The sequence below is a fragment of the Saccharicrinis aurantiacus genome (assembly GCF_001660705.2).
GTDB classification, from domain to species: Bacteria; Bacteroidota; Bacteroidia; order Bacteroidales; family Marinilabiliaceae; genus Saccharicrinis; species Saccharicrinis aurantiacus.
This window is the reverse complement of record NZ_LYBV02000007.1, coordinates 16,353-34,306: the sequence shown is the minus strand read 5'-3', so window position 1 is coordinate 34,306 and position 17,954 is coordinate 16,353. Positions and strand designations below refer to the sequence as shown.

Here is a 17,954-nt window from a genome sequence, read left to right as displayed (position 1 = left end):
AAACTTTTCTACGTCAATAATTTTAAAAGGTTTGTCTAAATAAAACATATATTCGTAAAAAAATACACATTTTTACCTTATTAAATTTAATAATGAATATGTTATTTATTATTGCAGACAACGATAGAGATTACCCGGTAAGTTTTTCACCAAACCATCAAACTCCATTTTTAGTAACAAGGAAGCTAACTTACTGACTGTAATACTTGTTTGAGCAGATAGGGCGTTAATTGACATTTCTTTATTACTTAATAACAACTCATAAATTAGCCCTTCCTCTCCAACAGGAGCATTAAACATACTAAGCTGTTTATTATTCTCATAATCTACTTCCCAATTTAAGGCATATGCTAAATCTTTAGCCCCTTCAATCATTGCAGCTACATTAGATTTTATGAGGTGATTACATCCCATTGAGAATTCATCGCCTACCCTACCAGGATAAGCCAAAACATCTCTATTATAAGATTGTGCAATACCTGCAGTTATTAAGGCTCCACCTTTAGATGCCGACTCAATAACTATGGTAGCATCCGCAATACCAGCAACAATACGATTACGCTTTACAAAGTTTTGCCTATCCGGATTAGTACCACTTGTAAACTCTGTGAGTAAAGCACCAGTACTTAGTATATCTGTTGCTGTTTTTTTATGAACACTGGGATAAATACGATCCAATCCATGTGCCATAACGGCAATGGTTGGTAGACCAAATTCTAAGGCTGCCCGATGCGCACAAATATCAACTCCATACGCCAAACCACTCACTATGGTAACATTAGAAAATTGCTCACTAATTTCTTTTATGAGCTTTACACAATTTTCTTTGCCATACTCAGTAACCTTGCGGGTACCAACAATGGAGATGACTTTATTATCTGATAAATTATGATTTCCTTTTGAATAAAGAATTATAGGAGCATCTTCACACTGCTTTAATCGGGAAGGATAATTAGAGTCTAAATAAAAACTTGTAGTAATATCTTTATTAACAATAAAATCGAGTTCCTTTTGGGCTAGGTGCATTACATTTGGGTCTGTAATAGCTTCCGCTGTTTTTATGCCAACTCCTGGAATCTTAGATAAAGCCTGAGAACTTTCACTAAATACAGCCTCAACACTTCCTAGATATGCGATAATATTTCGGCATAATTTAGGACCCACCCCCTTTATATGAGCTAATGCTATTTTATATAATAGTTGATTTTGCAAGGTTTCATTCGTTTAGGTACGAACAAAAATAATAAAAGAATCTATTTTTTAAGTATGGTTTGTTAGGAAATCGCATATACTAAGAAGCCAACTGACCTTTCTAAATTAAGTTAAACTCAATAACTATTAACGCATTAATGCTATTACCTACAATTGGAAAATATTCGTTCCTGAATATTAGCTTATAGCTATTCTATACGCACTTTGCAATAGGATGAGTCATCATTTGCACCAACTCCATAAAGTTGGAATGCTCTTTTTACGCAAAAGTCGTTATTTTACCAATTCATTTAGAAAAGCAAATAATTTGGCCTTATCCTTTGCTGACATTGCAGTTATATAAATTGGTGGATATTTCGAAGCTTGATTAGAAGTCATCTGAAACAATACTAACTTTTGCTGAAAGAAGGCATTCCCTGTTATCTCATAACTAATTAGTGCAGATACTGGAATACGGTACATCTTAAACTCTCGCGAAAAAGGGAATGAATTATAAAACTTCACATTAATAACATCTTCTTCTTGTTCTAGTTCAACATAGTAAAACCCACCAAAAAGAAAGTACAACACCACAACTATTAACAACAGCATAGAAACCGATTGTAAATTTTCAATAAAGGCCAATGCTTGCATTGTTATGGAGCAAATCCACAAAGCCAATAAAGCGATGATTACCAAAGTAAGTATTAATTGAATCTTCCCTGCGGTCTTTCTATTATTCATCTATGCTATTTTTAAATTAAAGTTGTGCTATATTTGTTGAGAAATTATGATAACAACAAACTGATTATCAGTATTATTTCCACAGCGTGGAGATTGGCCAAAACCACTAAAATTAAGGCATTACTCGCAAAGTTTCAGTGCAACTTTAAACAACTTCACTATAATTAGTCTGCACAAATATAAAGAATCAGACCAAAATAAATAGCCCATAAAGGCTTCAATTCAAATTTTGATAAAAATCGAATTTTAATGGAATTCTCATAGTCTAGATTGGGACTACATTGGTATTTCATTATACGTTTACTGATCCTATAAAACCATTAAAGCAATAAAAAGAGTGCATTGCAGGTTCAATCCAAGACCAATGAAAAACCATCCCAGATATTTACTGTTTTTATTTAGATTAACCCTTAGAACATCCTTCATAAACTAGATATCATCGACAATTGCAATTTACAATAGAGTAAATAGAAGACCTTATTTGTTTACGAATTATAATTTATTCAAAAACATGACTTACAAATCTGTTTTTTACCTATTTTTGATGCCAAAATAATAACTACCACAAATTACGGGAGAATGCAGGTAATTGAAGAGAGCGAATCGAAGGTGTATGGTGCCGAAGATTTAAAACAAGACCTTACTGATCTAATCAAAAAATATAGTCGCGGAAAAGTATTTCTACTGTGCGACACTGGTTCCTATAAACATTGTTATCCTAAAGTTAAAGGACTCGAAGCTATTGATGAAAATAACATCATTTGCATTGAGGAAGGGGATCAAAACAAAACCATTGATGCCATTAGTAAAGTATGGCACTTTTTAAGCACTAATGGTGCCGATAGGAAATCGCTCTTAATAAATTTAGCGGGTGGTATGCCATGTGATTTAGGTGGTTTTGCTGCTTCTACTTTTAAAAGAGGTATTGATTTTATTAATATTCCTACAACATTGCTTAGCCAAGTTGATGCTAGTGTTGGTGGTAAAACGGGTATTAATTTTCATAGCCTAAAAAATGAAATTGGCGTTTTCCAACACGCCACCGCGGTTCTTGTTGATACTGATTTTACAAAAACACAAGATCAAGAAAATATCTCATCAGGTTTTGCTGAAATGATTAAGCATGCCTTAATCTATTCTGAAGATACCTGGAACGACATCAAATCCTTTCCTATTATTGATGTAGATTTGAAAGCACTAAAACCTCTGGTAATACGTAGTATCAATATTAAAGAGAGTTTTGTTAAGGCCGACCCTACTGAACAGAACGTTCGTAAATCGTTAAACTTCGGACATACCATTGGCCATGCTTTTGAGAGTTTCTGCATGAAAAATAACAAAGCCATTTTACATGGTTATGCTGTTGCTTACGGAATGTTAGCCGAACTATATTTAGGATATAAAAAGTGTGGTTTCCCAATGGAAACAATTAAAGAAATAAACAGTGTAATTGAAAAAATCTATGGTAAATTAGATATTACTATGGATGATTTTAATGACCTATTTTATTTGATGACGCACGATAAGAAAAATGAAAAGAATCAAATTAACTTTACACTCTTAAGTACAATTGGAGAAATCAAGATTAATCAAATTTGTACAAAAGAAGAAATTTACGAAGCCATTGAGTTTTATTTAGACTTATAGTAAGATTAAAACAAATTACATTACCATAAGTAATAACAAACTCAAGAACATAACATCAGATACAATGACATATACTGTTTCAGCACCAAAACAAATAGATAAATACACTGTAGATTTACCTACTTCAAAAAGTATTAGCAACAGAGCACTTATTCTTAACGCAGTTTCATATAGTTCTATTCCTATTAAAAACTTAAGCGATAGTGACGATACTGCATTACTCATAAAGGCTCTTAATTCTGATAGCCGTAATTTTGATGTAGGTGCTGCTGGCACTACTATGCGCTTTTTAACTGCCTTTTTATCAAAAATTGTAGGCGAATGGACCATTACAGGTTCTGATAGAATGAAGCAGCGTCCGATTAAAATATTGGTTGAAGCACTTAACGAATTGGGTGCTAAAATTGAATATACTGAAAAAGAGGGCTATCCTCCACTTCGCATTTTTGGTAGTGCTTTAGAAGGTGGCGATCTTGAATTGGCTGGCGATGTAAGCAGTCAGTATATCTCAGCTTTATTAATGATAGGCCCCACCATGAAAAATGGATTACGCCTTACATTAACAGGCGAAATTATTTCGCGCCCATACATTTTATTAACTCTTAAGATGATGGAAACCTTTGGTGTAAAATGTCATTGGAAAGACAATGTAATCACTGTTCCTTCTGCTAATTACAACCCTACTGAGTTTACTGTAGAAGCAGATTGGAGTGCAGCATCATACTGGTTTGAAATAGTAGCGCTAAATAAAGGGAGCGAAGTTACTTTAAAAGGACTAAAACGCTATAGCGAGCAAGGCGACTCGAAGGTAGCAGAATTGTTTAAGCAACTGGGTGTTTCTTATAAATTCAATAAAAATGGATTAACACTGAAAAATACAGGCGAGCTATATAAACAATTTAATTACAATTTTATTGAGCAACCTGATTTGGCTCAAACCTTTGCAGTTACTTGCTGCTGCCTAGGTGTTCCTTTTAACTTTACGGGTCTTCAAACCTTAAAGATTAAAGAAACAGATCGCATCAATGCGCTCATTGATGAATTAAAGAAAATGGGCTTTGTACTAAGCTCAAACAACATTGATAATTTGGTTTGGGATGGCACTACTTGTGAAAAAGATGAAACGCCTAGCATTGCCACTTATCACGATCATAGAATGGCCATGGCTTTTGCTCCTGCAGTTAGCATTATAAAAGATATGAAAATTGAAGATCCAGCCGTGGTTTCCAAATCATATCCTAAATATTGGGATCACTTGAGCGAGTTTGGATATACAAGTAAATAATAAGTTTTCACCTCATAGTTATAATAAGCTGCATCCTAAAAAGGTGCAGCTTTTTTTATACTCTTTATTCCAGGCTAAAATACATTTCTCAGAAGTAGCAATTGCCAGAAATAAAGGAATTCGATAACAACACTAAAAAATAACCAACTTTAACTTACTCATTAGAATATCCCTCCCACTAAGAAATATGAACTGTTTATATATCGTTTTTTTTTAGATAAAAGATTGAGTGTAGATTGTGATCAAATCATTTAAGATTTTCGCTATGCAAACTGAATTAATCTACACTCAAGATCCTTATAGTAAGCTCAAAAATGGAAAAATCTGCTATTCTTCTCTCTTGATATTAGCAAGAAATACCATCTTACATATAATAACAATTGCGAGTAATAAAATGGCTCTCAAAACAGCCTTCAAAGCAAATAATGATCTATCTAATAGATCAGATAGACACCTTAATCAGATTAACTTTATCTGTAGACATAATAAAAATCAACAATCATATTCAAGAAAATATTCCACAAATAAACTAAGCATAAAACTTTGCTTACCCACTATAAATATTACTACCAAAGGCCAAACCCTAGAAGACTCACAAAAACCAATGAATTAGGCATCCCAAATAATACATAAAGTTAAAAGTAGACAATTGTTGACCCAGATATTAAATCCAAATAACACAAATCATATTTATTAACATTAAAGAAAAACGTTATGAAAACTCTAGAAAATGGATTACCAATTATTATTAATGAGAGTGAATCATTCTCAATTATGGGCATTATTAAAGGTTCTGTAGATATCAAGGTATACGATGATGGAACAAGTAAATTCCCTGTTCTTGCAACCATTGATAGCAATAAAGGAAGCGGGAGTCAATCATTAACAATTGATGGAAATAAGAAGGAATCCACTACCGTAAGTGGTGTTAAGATTACAATTACGATATCTGAATGGAATTGTACGGACTCATTACTATCATTTCATCTAAAGGTTGAAGCCAAAAAGTCTTTTATTCATAAAACTGTTTTTAACAAAACACTTTCAGGAACTCGCCACAATACAACTCTTCATAACAAAAAAATGGAACTTATGAATGAAGAATTTGAGATGACAGCGGATCAGCAACCTGCATAATACGCGTATAATTTCATCATTATAGTAAACTTTCATCAAGAGACTCAATACAACATTCGAATTGAGTCCCTTGATTGTAAGATTTTAAATAACCTGAAACAAACGAGAAACATCATCACGATTTGTTTTACTTACCGGAATTTGCTTATCTCCAATTATCAACATATTCCCTTTAATACCAGTTACATTTTTAATATTTACAACAAAAGACCGGTGTATTCTTTTAAATAAATCTTTAGGTAATTGCTCTTCAATTTTATGCAATACAACTGAGTATATAAAACTATCATCTTTTGTATAAATAGTTGTATAGTTCCCTTCCGCTTCAAGCCAGAGTATATCATCTAACCTTACCTTTACATAAGCATTTTGTTTTTTTAAAAATATAAAATCTTGCTCCTGTAAGTCAATCTTTTTCGATTCAAGGTCTGATTTATCAATATTCTTTTCAGATATACTAGCACTCATATTTTGTTTAGCCAATTCAATTGCTACTTGTACTTGCTTATCATTAAATGGCTTTAATAAAAAAGCTGTAGGCTTAACTTGTATCACCTTATTAATAACACTATCACTAGCTAATGATGTTAAAAATATAAAGGGAATACCATAGTGGTCAGACACTATATTTGCCAAATCAATCCCGTTTTTTTTTCCCTTTAAATTAATATCAATTAAAACTAAATCAACCATTAAATTATTTAATGTATCAATTGCGTCCTCAACATTATCATTGATTTTAACCACATTATAACCCAATTCCGTAAGACGAAATGCCATATCCTCAGCAATCAAAATTTCATCTTCTACAATATGTATATTCATAATTTTAGATTTTTTAATTCTGAATCCTTTAAATAGATCGACCAAACACACCCATTATCATTGGTCTGAATAATTTCACCTTTTATTTGTTTCAATAAGGATTTTACTAGTTTAAGGCCAATTGAGCGAGACTTAGAAGCCTTAACCTTTTCAATTAAGCCTGGACCGTTATCTCGTATAATAATCATAAATCCATCATGCTTCTTTAGTAACGAAATCATCAAACGAGCTTTTGCTGTTATTGGAACTGCATATTTTAATGAGTTTGTCAATAGTTCATTTAATACAATTCCTAAAGGAATAGCATCATCCACATGCAGCCTGACTTTATCTAACTTTAGTTGCAAATCAACATCAATCCCTAAACTAAAAATAAGGTTCTCTGCAAGATCAGTTATATAATCATTTAACAACAAATAAACATTAGATGACGAAGGAACAAGTTTTTGATGAATTAGCGTTAATGACTCAACACGCAACTTAGCAATAGCTAAAGATTCAGAGGTTTCTCTAGTACAATACCTACCAGCTTGCAAACTAAATATACTAGCAATCATTTGTAAATTATTCTTAATTCGATGATTGAGTTCTCTATAAAGCAATTCTATCTCTTCCTTTTTCTTTTCTATTATTTTTTTCTGATCTAGTAACTTAACATATGCTACTTTCCGAGAGTGTAATGCGTAATATAAAAAGGCTGATAATAGAATTGTAAGAGTCACCCCAAACAAGCTAAGCAGAATTTGTATATTCTTATTCTTATTTTCCTGCTCAAGAAATAAAATATCATCCTCCTTTTTCTTTAAATAATATTGACTTCTCAATTGCTCAATATTCCTAACATTCTCGAGATTCTTTATGCTATCATTATAAAACTCATAGTTCTTTCTATAATTTAATGCTAAACTATAATCCCCCTGCACTTCATAAAACTGTGATAGATCAAGACTTATATCTCTTATTTGTTCTTTTAGATTCTCTCTTTTGGATATTTTCAAACACTCCAAAAGCATTGATTCTCCTTTTTCATCCATGCCTTTGGATAAATAAAACTGAGCTAGTTTCGACTTATAACACGCTAAAGAATAAACATCACTTAAATTACTAAGAATATTTATTGACTTTAATAAGTTATTTTCTGCTAATAACGTACTATCCTCACTAAGGTAAGTTAAGCCAATATTCCCTAGTGCATACCCTTCAACAAGTCTATTTTTGGCACTTCTATTTAATTCAATGCAATATTTAAAGCAAATTTTCGCGCTATCATAAGCGAATAAACGACGGTAAGTTTCACCCAAGTTTATTAAAGCATACATCATATTAAGCGTATCTTTCCGTATCTGAAAAGACGATAACGAAGACTCAATGTAGGTTTTCGATAATTTATAATTACCTTCATTTGAAAGATGTGATCCTATTTGGAGTTGCAACGAAGCTTTCTTATCAATCGCTCCAATTCTATCATAGATCTGTAAAGCATCCAATGATGCTTTAATCGCACTGGTATAATTACCCATTCGCCTATTGCAAAGGCTAATATATTCCAATGCTAAACCTTCTTTCTCGTAATATTTATTAACATGGGATAGCTCACGGGCTCTTTCTGCATATATTAATGCTTGAATCGGAGTTTCGTACTTGGATAAACATAAAAGTGAGTTTATCCTCTCTAATTCTACACAATCACCTTCTGCTACTTTCTTTAAGCTATCAATATTAATCTGTGAAGAAGTATATGTTAGGTGAAAGAGTAGAAAAAAAAGGAAATAACATCTAAAGTATTTAAGGTTATTTTTCATCAGGTTCTGACGAGGTATTCCCAATATATGGATCAATTACGCCAATTTTACCTGTTTCCTTAATCTCAAAATATATTGCGTATTGCAAATTAAACTTTGGAGAATAATCTGGTGCAGTTTGCACCATCAATGCTTTACCCAACTCTTGTTTTATAGTTAACTCATTTCTAAATTTATCATAAGTATAACAATCTTTATTATCCAAAATAAAGATATTTTTCCAATCCTCAATAGTTACAAGGTCATCCGTTATAGCTGTAAATATAACTTCAGCACAATCCTCCTTTAAATGCTTTACATCAGTTTTAATTGATTTTGATAATAATTCAATTTCATAACTAGAACTAGGTTCTAATGTCAATATTCGTCCACCTCTCCACAATAAATTCGGAGCATCAACGGTGCAAAACGAATCAGCCTTATATGGCTTATCTGATGTACCCCACGATGGCGCTTTTTTAAAAAAATCAATAAGGCTCTGAGTGTCAATAATAATAGAGATTAGATTCTTCATTGTATTTAGATTAAGATTTTAGAGATTATAAATAACTCTTCTAATTAACATAGTAAGATTTTTGCATTCTGCATAAACCTTTCAAAATAGATAGTTACAGACATACTAGTTTAACCATCTTTGTATGACTATTTTATATCAAAGTTATTGAAATTAAGTTAATATACAATAATGCTAAAATTAAAAATCAGTTCTATCTTTGAGAATATTTTAAGATATTATGAATAGTATATACATCAATTTAATAATTCAATACAAGCAAAACTTTTTAAGAATTGCACTCGGCTTTGCTATGTTAGCCTTTTCAGGATATACTCTATTCTACCCTAGCCAACTAGAGAGCCTATTAAATTCTTATATACCGGTATTTATAATTGCTGGAATAGCCTACATCATAATTGGTTTAGGCATCAATCCCATCTCACTATTCGGAAAGGCCTATATAAAAATTGATAAAGAGAAGATTGAAGTTAAACCCTCAATCTTCAAAAAATCGTGGACCATAAACTGGGTAGACATCAAAGAAGTTCAAATAAAAGTGGCTTCAATACGCTTTTTAATGCCAAAGCTAATTGAGTTGGATTATGGACGAATGAATGATGCATCTGTATTAGAATTGAAAACTGCTATTATTGGCATTGCCAAAGAAAAAAACATTAAACTCAACTAACAATAGATCTTTTTAAATAGGAACTAACAGAGTGTCTATCGCGTACCATTCTAATTCAAAATAAGACTTAAATATTCTTTAATGCTCACAATCTCAGAAGAACATATAACTCTAATTAAAAATAAGGCCAAAGAGTTAGGTTTTGATGATATAGGTTTTACAAATGCGCTAGAATTAACTGATGATAAAGCCTACTTAAAAGAGTGGCTTGATAACAATATGCACGCGGGCATGCAATACATGGCCAATCACTTTGAAAAAAGAACCAATCCATCATTTTTGGTGGAAGGAGCAAAGTCGGTTATGGTGATGCTAACCAATTATACACCTAGCGAAAAACCCCTCAATGCAGATGCCCCTATAATTGCTCGATATGCATATGGACAAGACTATCACGACATCATTAAAAAGCGGCTTCATAACTTATATAATTTTATCAAGGAAGAGATTGATCCGTCTCTTGATGGGAGATGCTTTGTTGACTCCGCTCCTGTTTTAGAGCGTTCTCTAGCTGCAAAAGCAGGTTTGGGTTGGATTGGCAAAAACACCCACCTCATCCATAAAAGATTAGGAAGCTACGTGTTTATTTCAGAAATCATTAGCAACCTTATTTTACCTGAGGGGGATAATGTAAAAGACGCTTGTGGCGGATGTACAAGATGTATTGATGCTTGCCCTACAGGTGCATTAGAGGTGCACAAGCTAGATTCTAACAAATGTATATCTTATTTAACCATTGAAAATAAAGGAGAAATATCTGATCAGTTTACCGGACAAATGGAAAATCGTGTTTTCGGATGTGATATCTGCCAAGAAGCTTGTCCGTGGACCTGGAAGTCGCGCCCCAACAAAAATGATGCATTTCAACCAAACGAGCACCTACTAAAACTTAGTAAAAGCGATTGGCAAAACCTATCTTCAGAACAATTCCCAATTTACTTCAAAAAATCAGCTGTTAAAAGAGCTAAGTTTGCTGGGTTAAGAAGAAATATTGACTTTTTAGATTTAAAAAGCGATTTATAAGGCTTGTATTTTAATTTGATAGTACTAACTTTAACAGAGTACCAACAAATTAAACTAGCATTTTGAAACCCAACTTCGAATATAGCCACTTTAACCTACTCTCAACAGATAGGACTCAACTAAAAGGTCACTCTTGGTTACCATTTAGAACACCTACATGTTTACTAATATTAGTACATGGACTGGGAGGGCATGGCTTACGATATGACGACTGGGCTCAAGGTTTATGCAAATCTAATTTTGGCATTTTTGCAATCGACCTAAGGGGACACGGCCAATCTGCCGGAAAACAAGGCGATGCTAAAAATATTGATGTTTTATTACAAGATATTGATGCTATAAGATTACACATCAATACCACCAAATATAAAGACTTGCCATTGTTTATTTACGGCAGTAGTATGGGAGGACTTTTAGCTACCTTGTATACACTTGAGTTTGGAGGTAATTTAAGCGCTGCTATTATAGCTGCACCATGGTTCAAATTAAGTAATCCTCCTGCGCCTATTTTCAACTCATTAATAAACTTACTTGTTTATTTAATGCCCAAATACAGGGTGAAAACAGGTGTAAGTTCTGCAAAGCTAAGAAGTAAATCAAACAATCAACTTATTGCCAAGGAAGATCCCTATGTTCATAAACGCATTTCTCTACGCCTGTTACACAGTATCAGTGCAGCAACAAAAAGGCTTGCTAAAAGTATTCCTCAAATGGAAGTGCCTATTTTAGCAATACATGGTAAAGCGGATCAGGTAACCTCTGCCAGTCAAACCAAGACTTTTATAGATAAGCAAAGTGGCGATGCTCAATTACTTTTATTAAACAGTGCCTTCCATGAAATACATTTGGAGGATGACAATATGAAAATATTACACAACATAAATAATTGGATTAAAAATCATATTTAAAGCATGAATAACTTTCGAACTGAAATAATAACACAACCACACAATAAACAAATAGAATACAATTCAAGTGTTTTATTTATTGGCTCATGCTTTGCCAATAATATTGGTTCTAAATGCGAGGAAGCTAAAATTCCGTGCATGATTAACCCATATGGGACAATATACAATCCAATTAGTGTTAAGAATACATTAAAATTTATCATAGATAAATATCAATTCTCTGAAAAGGATTTAAGGTATGAGAACAACCTTTGGCACACATTTTCTCATCATAGTTCTTTTAATAACTCAGATAAAGAACAATACCTTAAACAGGTAAACAAAAATAATGAGGATGCACATTTGTTTTTAAAGGAAGCAGACTTCCTTTTTATCACCTTTGGTACCGCGTGGGTTTATCAATTTATTGAAAACAACCAAGTTGTTTCAAATTGCCATAAATACCCTAATAAATCCTTTAATAGGTATATTTTAAATATAAGTGAGATAATAGATATATACAAAACCATTATCACCGAATTACTTGTATTTAACCCAACCTTAAACATTATTTTTACAGTAAGCCCTGTACGTCATTGGAAAGATGGAGCCCATGGAAATCAAATAAGTAAGGCTACCTTACTTTTAGCTATTGAACAATTGGTTGATACATTTGAAAGCTGCAGTTATTTTCCTGCCTATGAATTTATCATTGATGATTTAAGAGATTACCGATTCTATGATAAAGACATGATTCACCCTAACGATGTAGCGGTTGATTATATCTGGAAAAAGTTTGAATCTCACTTTTTATCACAAGAAGCACTAGTATATCAAAACGAATTTCAAAAACTAAGTAAATCATTAAATCACAGACCATTTAATATTAGCTCACCACAACATCAAGATTTCTTAAAAAAAGTATTACAAAAACTAAATCAATTAAAAATAAAATACCCTAATGTTAATATATCCAAAGAGTTATCAAAAATAAAAAGTGAAATTTTGTGAACACATGTTATCTATACGTAAATAACAATTTTGTAGTCAAATAAGCATTTACATTATAAATTAATATTAATACATTTGATTAACAGCTAATCTAAAAGTAAATATAACTTTAAATTAATATATCCTTACATAAGCAACTTAAAAAACTAAATAAATCTATGGCGTACTTATCACTAGAAAAACACAAACTAGTTAACCTTGAGTACTCTCTGTTTAAGGAGATACTGCGAACCAATAGGGCCGGGTCCTATTGCAGCTCTAGTATAATTGGTTGTAATACGCGAAAATACCATGGCTTATTAGTATGCCCAATTCCAAATTTGGATATGATGCGGCATGTGTTATTAAGTTCATTAGATATTACGGTGATACAACATGAAAAAGAATTTAACTTAGGTTTACACAAATACAGTGGTAACCACTATGAACCGAAAGGACACAAATATGTTAAACAATTTGGTTTTGACGTAATACCTCAAACAATTTACCAAGTTGGTGGTGTATTACTTTCTGTTGAAACTATTCTTTCAGAAAAAGAGGAACAAGTATTACTCAAATACACATTACTTGAAGCTAATTCAGACACAAAACTTAAATTAAAGCCTTTTTTTGCCAATAGGAGTGTACATGAACTAACATACGCAAACCTCAATGCAAATACAAAGTATAACCATATTGAGAACGGCATACAACTTAAGATGTACGATGAAATACCAGGCATCAATATTCAAGTCTCTAAAAACAGTGAATTTGTAGCTAGTCCTGATTGGTATAATGGCATTGAGTATATAAAAGAACAAAAAAGAGGCTATGAATACAAAGAAGACTTATTTGTACCAGGCTATTTTGAATTTGATATCAAAAAGGGAGAAAGTGTAATTGTTTCGGCAAGTACAAAAGCATTCAAAACATCCGGTTTTAAAACTCGATTTACAAAAGAAGTAAACAAAAGAATTCCTCGGGATAGTTTTAAAAATGACTTATTAAATGCTGCCTCTCAGTTTTTCGTAACTGAAAAAAATACAACTTCAATGATAGCAGGTTATCATTGGTATAAAAAACGTTTAAGAGATACATTAATATCGCTTCCTCTTTTAACACAGGCATTGAATAATAACGATCTTTTGCTAGAAGTTAGTAACTCAGCAATAACAGAGATTTCAAAAGTATATTTAAATGACAAAGTCTGCAATGCTCCGGAAGCAGATACTCCTTTATGGTTATTTTGGATGTTACAACAATGCTGGGATAAGAAAGTGTTAGAGAATCTATTATCTAACCACTCAGATACTTTCTCCAAATTAATACAAGCCTTCTTATATGATAAATTTGATAATATTATACTATTAGATAATGGCCTTTTAAAAAATAATGACAGTGACAAACCGCTTACTTGGATGAACTCAATTTCTAATCAAGAAGCCGTAACTCATAGAAATGGAGTTTGTGTTGAAGTAAATGCATTATGGTATAATGCACTAAAATTCGTAACTTCATTAGATCAGCACTTTACTGATAAAGCATTTATTGAATCAGCTCAATCTATAATTGATAAACTTGATAGCTCATTTGTTGAAACATTCTGGAATAAAGCAGACGAATGCTTATACGATGTTGTTCACAATAACGGCATGGATACTTCAATAAGACCAAATCAGATTTTTGCAACAGCTTTCGAGTTTTCACCCCTAGATAAGAGCCAAAAGAAGAAGGTTGTAGACACGGTTAGAAGAGAATTATTAACCCCTAAAGGATTAAGAACACTTTCTCCTCAGGATGGGTTCTATGAAGGAATAATTTCAGGACCTGAATATTTAAGAGAGAAACAGCTACACCAAGGAACAGTTTGGCCATGGTTGATGTCATTTTACGCAGAAGGCTATCTCAAATTACATAAAACAAGTGGAATTTCACACATAAAAAATATAGCACAAGACTTTAAAAAGGAATTAGGCGACCACTGTTTGGGTACATTACCTGAATATTTTGATGGGAACCCTCCTTATAAAGGAAAAGGTGCTGTAAGTATGGCTTGGAATGTAGCTGGAGTATTAAAAATTTTAAAACTAATCGAAAATTACAGTTAAATATGAGGGTATTAATGTTTGGATGGGAGTTTCCTCCTCATATTACAGGAGGACTCGGAACCGCTTGCTACGGTTTAACTAGAGGATTATCTCATGTAGAGGATTTGGATGTATTATTTGTTGTTCCTAAAGCTTATGGCGATGAAGACCAGGAAGCAATGGAACTCGTTGGAGCCAATAATATATCCATTCGACAACGTAAGATTGACTTTAATAAGTTTAAAAAAGAAATGGAATACATTGAGGTAGATACACATATCATTCCTTATGTAGATCCTGAAGACTATTGGAAACTCACCAGAAAAAAGATAGATGGTGAAAAGAAGATTGTACATACCAACGACGAAGGTAAAATTGACTTCTCAGGTAAATATGGGGCTAACCTTCTAGAAGAGATCGCCAATTACGGGCTTGTAGCCAATATTATTGCACAAGATAATGACTTTGATGTAATCCATGCACATGATTGGTTGGCGTATCCTGCAGGAATTGCTGCTAAAGAAGCATCGGGCAAACCCCTTGTTGTACATGTTCATGCAACCGATTTCGATCGAAGTGGAGGTAGCGTTAATCCTACAGTATACGAGATTGAAAAACGGGGGTTAGAAGCTGCGGATAAAGTCATTACCGTAAGTAATTTAACTCGTAACATTGTTATTGAGAAATATGGTATTCCTGCTGCAAAAGTAGTTACAGTGTACAATGCACTCGACCCTAAAGTGGCTACTACCTCACTACCAATAAAGAAAGGTACCGATGAAAAAATTGTAACATTCCTTGGAAGAATTACAATGCAAAAAGGGCCTGAATATTTCATTGAAGCAGCGCATAAGGTTTTGCAAAAAATGGATAATGTAAGATTTGTAATGGCTGGTAGTGGAGATATGATGGAGAAAATGATTCGTAGAGCTGCCGAACTAAAAATTACAGATAGATTTCACTTTACAGGTTTTTTAAAAGGCGAAGAAGTGTTTTCTATGTTACGAATTAGCGATCTGTATGTAATGCCTTCAGTATCTGAACCTTTTGGAATTTCACCACTTGAAGCTATGCAAAGTAACGTACCTGTACTTATATCTTACCAATCAGGAGTTGCCGAAATATTAGATCATGCTATAAAGACTAACTTTTGGGACATTGATGCAATGGCTGATGCTATGTATGGTGTACTAAAATATCCTTCACTCTCAAATATGTTTATAAAACATGGGAAAAGTGAAGTTGAATCCCTTAAATGGGAAGACTCAGCGCTCAGAGTTAAAAACGTTTACGACTCTGTGATATAAAACCCTTAAAAAACCGTATAAAAAACTACAAAATGAAAAAAACTATATGTCTTTATTTCCAAGTACATCAACCATTTCGCTTCAGAAGATATCGTTTTTTCGATATTGGAAATGATCATTATTATTACGACGATTATACCAATGAAAGCATACTATTAAAAATTGCACAAAAATGCTATCTCCCTGCAAATGCTTTATTATTAAAATTAATAGACGCAAATAAAGGAAAATTTAAAATAGCCTTTTCCCTATCTGGTGTTGCAATAAAACAATTTCAATTATATGCCCCTGAGGTTATCGAGAGTTTTCAGAAATTGGCCGCTACTGGCCATGTTGAATTTTTATCAGAAACATATAGTCACTCATTGGTCGCTTTAAAGGATCCTGAAGAGTTTAAACTTCAAGTTGAAAAACATAGTAAACTCATCGAAGATTTATTTAACCAGAAACCTACTGTCTTCAGAAACACAGAGTTAATCTACTCTGATGAAATGGGAGAAATGGTGCATCAACTCGGCTACAAAGCAATGCTAACCGAAGGTGCTAAGCACGTTCTAGGATGGAAGAGTCCGAATTACTTATACTGTAGTTCAATTAATCCAAAACTTAAGATATTACTCAAAAATCATATTTTAAGCGATGATATAGCATTTAGATTCGGAAATCAAGGTTGGAGCGAGTACCCTTTAACGCCTAAAAAATATACACAGTGGCTTAAAGACCTTGATATAGGTAACGAAGTAGTGAACTTATTCATGGATTACGAAACCTTTGGAGAACATCAATGGAAAGAAACTGGTATCTTTAAATTTCTAGAGAAACTCCCTAAAGAAATATTAAAACATGATGAATTTACTTTTTCTACCCCATCTGAAGTAGCCAACAACCTACAACCAATTTCTGCTATCAATGTTCCACATCCAATATCATGGGCCGATGAAGAAAGGGATTTAACAGCATGGCTTGGTAACGAAATGCAAGAAGAAGCTTTTAATAAACTATATGCATTATTACCAAAAATAAAAAAATGTACAGATGAAAAGCTCCTTGAAGATTGGGCATACCTTCAAACAAGTGATCATTTTTATTATATGTGTACAAAATATTTTTCTGATGGCGATGTGCATGCATACTTTAATCCATACGAATCACCTTATCAGGCATTCATTAACTACATGAATGTTTTAAGCGACTTTTCATTACGATTAAACATTGCAGTTCCTAATATTAGTAACGAACCTGATGTTACTAGAATTATAAAAGATAAAGATGCTAAAATTGCTAAGCTAGAAAGTGCACTTAAGGCATTTGAAACTGTTAAATAACTTCTTTTTGCGGGTATATAAAGTAATTTCTCTTAATTTATATACTCGCCTGATAACTCAAGCCGCTGACACTACAGCAACACATAAATAACCATTTGTTGATTTAAGTTTTTTCTTTATTAACCTATTTTACAAATATTAAAATCTAAAAAGCATGAGTATCAAAAAGCAATTTTTAAAAAGTAAACCTGAATGTAAAGTGACTTTTAAATTCGAAAAGTCGGAAGATTTAAGCCCTGAAAAAGTTCAAGTAATTGGTGACTTTAACAACTGGGATGTGAATGCAGAACCTATGAAACCTCTAAAAACAGGTGGTTTTACACAAACAATCAATCTATCAAGCGGTGATAAAGTTCAATTTCGCTACTTAGTAAATAACTCACTATGGATCAACGATCAAGAAGCTGATGAATTTATCAATAATGGAGTAGATAGTATTGAGCAAAACTGCGTTCTGCATTTATAGTTTTCTTATGAAAGAGCATTACTAATGCTTATAGGATGCTCTTTTTTCCAAATC

17 protein-coding genes are annotated in these 17,954 nt (G+C 32.7%); 12 read left to right on the top strand and 5 right to left on the bottom strand.

What is annotated here, in order from left to right:
- Positions 1-108 precede the first annotated feature (108 nt).
- Together dprA and A8B35_RS02790 are read right to left on the bottom strand one after the other, a co-directional pair.
- Positions 109-1,212, bottom strand: coding sequence for a DNA-processing protein DprA (dprA, locus tag A8B35_RS02795; RefSeq protein ID WP_075601893.1), 1,104 nt, complete (start codon positions 1,210-1,212; stop codon positions 109-111).
- Between the two features lie 273 nt (positions 1,213-1,485).
- Positions 1,486-1,935 carry a hypothetical protein gene (locus A8B35_RS02790; protein ID WP_075601892.1) on the bottom strand — a complete coding sequence of 150 codons (450 nt, stop codon included), beginning with the start codon at positions 1,933-1,935 and terminating at the stop codon, positions 1,486-1,488.
- A gap of 579 nt (positions 1,936-2,514) precedes the next feature.
- Between A8B35_RS02790 and aroB the strand changes: the two genes are divergently transcribed.
- From aroB to A8B35_RS02770, 4 genes are all read left to right on the top strand, one after another.
- On the top strand, positions 2,515-3,582 hold the full coding sequence (aroB, locus tag A8B35_RS02785; RefSeq protein ID WP_075601891.1) for a 3-dehydroquinate synthase: 1,068 nt from the start codon (positions 2,515-2,517) through the stop codon (positions 3,580-3,582).
- 64 nt (positions 3,583-3,646) lie between these two features.
- A complete protein-coding gene (locus A8B35_RS02780; RefSeq protein WP_075601890.1) occupies positions 3,647-4,867 on the top strand; it encodes a 3-phosphoshikimate 1-carboxyvinyltransferase in 1,221 nt (406 codons plus the stop codon).
- A 265-nt stretch (positions 4,868-5,132) separates the two neighbouring features.
- On the top strand, positions 5,133-5,480 hold the full coding sequence (locus A8B35_RS02775) for a hypothetical protein (RefSeq protein WP_075601889.1): 348 nt from the start codon (positions 5,133-5,135) through the stop codon (positions 5,478-5,480).
- A 101-nt stretch (positions 5,481-5,581) separates the two neighbouring features.
- A complete protein-coding gene (locus tag A8B35_RS02770) occupies positions 5,582-6,004 on the top strand; it encodes a hypothetical protein (protein WP_075601888.1) in 423 nt (140 codons plus the stop codon).
- Between the two features lie 84 nt (positions 6,005-6,088).
- Here A8B35_RS02770 and A8B35_RS02765 read toward each other — a convergent pair whose 3' ends face one another.
- The 3 genes from A8B35_RS02765 to A8B35_RS02755 are packed head-to-tail and all read right to left on the bottom strand — an operon-like array spanning position 6,089 to position 9,145.
- On the bottom strand, positions 6,089-6,829 hold the full coding sequence (locus tag A8B35_RS02765; RefSeq protein WP_075601887.1) for a LytR/AlgR family response regulator transcription factor: 741 nt from the start codon (positions 6,827-6,829) through the stop codon (positions 6,089-6,091).
- Positions 6,826-8,631, bottom strand: a complete 1,806-nt coding sequence (locus A8B35_RS02760) for a sensor histidine kinase (RefSeq protein WP_083634279.1) — start codon at positions 8,629-8,631, stop codon at positions 6,826-6,828. The genes A8B35_RS02765 and A8B35_RS02760 overlap by 4 nt, the downstream gene beginning before the upstream one ends.
- A complete protein-coding gene (locus A8B35_RS02755) occupies positions 8,621-9,145 on the bottom strand; it encodes a hypothetical protein (protein WP_075601886.1) in 525 nt (174 codons plus the stop codon). The genes A8B35_RS02760 and A8B35_RS02755 overlap by 11 nt, the downstream gene beginning before the upstream one ends.
- A gap of 220 nt (positions 9,146-9,365) precedes the next feature.
- On the opposite strand from A8B35_RS02755, the gene A8B35_RS02750 reads away from it, so the two are divergent.
- From A8B35_RS02750 to A8B35_RS02715, 8 genes are all read left to right on the top strand, one after another.
- The gene (locus A8B35_RS02750) at positions 9,366-9,815 is read left to right on the top strand and encodes a hypothetical protein (protein ID WP_075601885.1); all 450 of its coding nucleotides are present in this window, start codon (positions 9,366-9,368) and stop codon (positions 9,813-9,815) included.
- Between the two features lie 81 nt (positions 9,816-9,896).
- Positions 9,897-10,838 carry a tRNA epoxyqueuosine(34) reductase QueG gene (gene queG / locus A8B35_RS02745; protein ID WP_075601884.1) on the top strand — a complete coding sequence of 314 codons (942 nt, stop codon included), beginning with the start codon at positions 9,897-9,899 and terminating at the stop codon, positions 10,836-10,838.
- 62 nt (positions 10,839-10,900) lie between these two features.
- Positions 10,901-11,746, top strand: coding sequence for an alpha/beta fold hydrolase (locus A8B35_RS02740; protein ID WP_075601883.1), 846 nt, complete (start codon positions 10,901-10,903; stop codon positions 11,744-11,746).
- 3 nt (positions 11,747-11,749) lie between these two features.
- Positions 11,750-12,736, top strand: coding sequence for a GSCFA domain-containing protein (locus A8B35_RS02735; RefSeq protein WP_075601882.1), 987 nt, complete (start codon positions 11,750-11,752; stop codon positions 12,734-12,736).
- A 158-nt stretch (positions 12,737-12,894) separates the two neighbouring features.
- The gene (locus A8B35_RS02730) at positions 12,895-14,823 is read left to right on the top strand and encodes a glycogen debranching enzyme N-terminal domain-containing protein (RefSeq protein WP_075601881.1); all 1,929 of its coding nucleotides are present in this window, start codon (positions 12,895-12,897) and stop codon (positions 14,821-14,823) included.
- Between the two features lie 2 nt (positions 14,824-14,825).
- On the top strand, positions 14,826-16,109 hold the full coding sequence (locus A8B35_RS02725) for a glycosyltransferase family 4 protein (protein ID WP_075601880.1): 1,284 nt from the start codon (positions 14,826-14,828) through the stop codon (positions 16,107-16,109).
- Positions 16,110-16,141: 32 nt separating this feature from the next.
- Positions 16,142-17,434, top strand: coding sequence for a glycoside hydrolase family 57 protein (locus tag A8B35_RS02720; protein WP_083634277.1), 1,293 nt, complete (start codon positions 16,142-16,144; stop codon positions 17,432-17,434).
- Positions 17,435-17,588: 154 nt separating this feature from the next.
- A complete protein-coding gene (locus A8B35_RS02715) occupies positions 17,589-17,900 on the top strand; it encodes an isoamylase early set domain-containing protein (RefSeq protein WP_075601879.1) in 312 nt (103 codons plus the stop codon).
- Positions 17,901-17,954 lie beyond the last annotated feature (54 nt).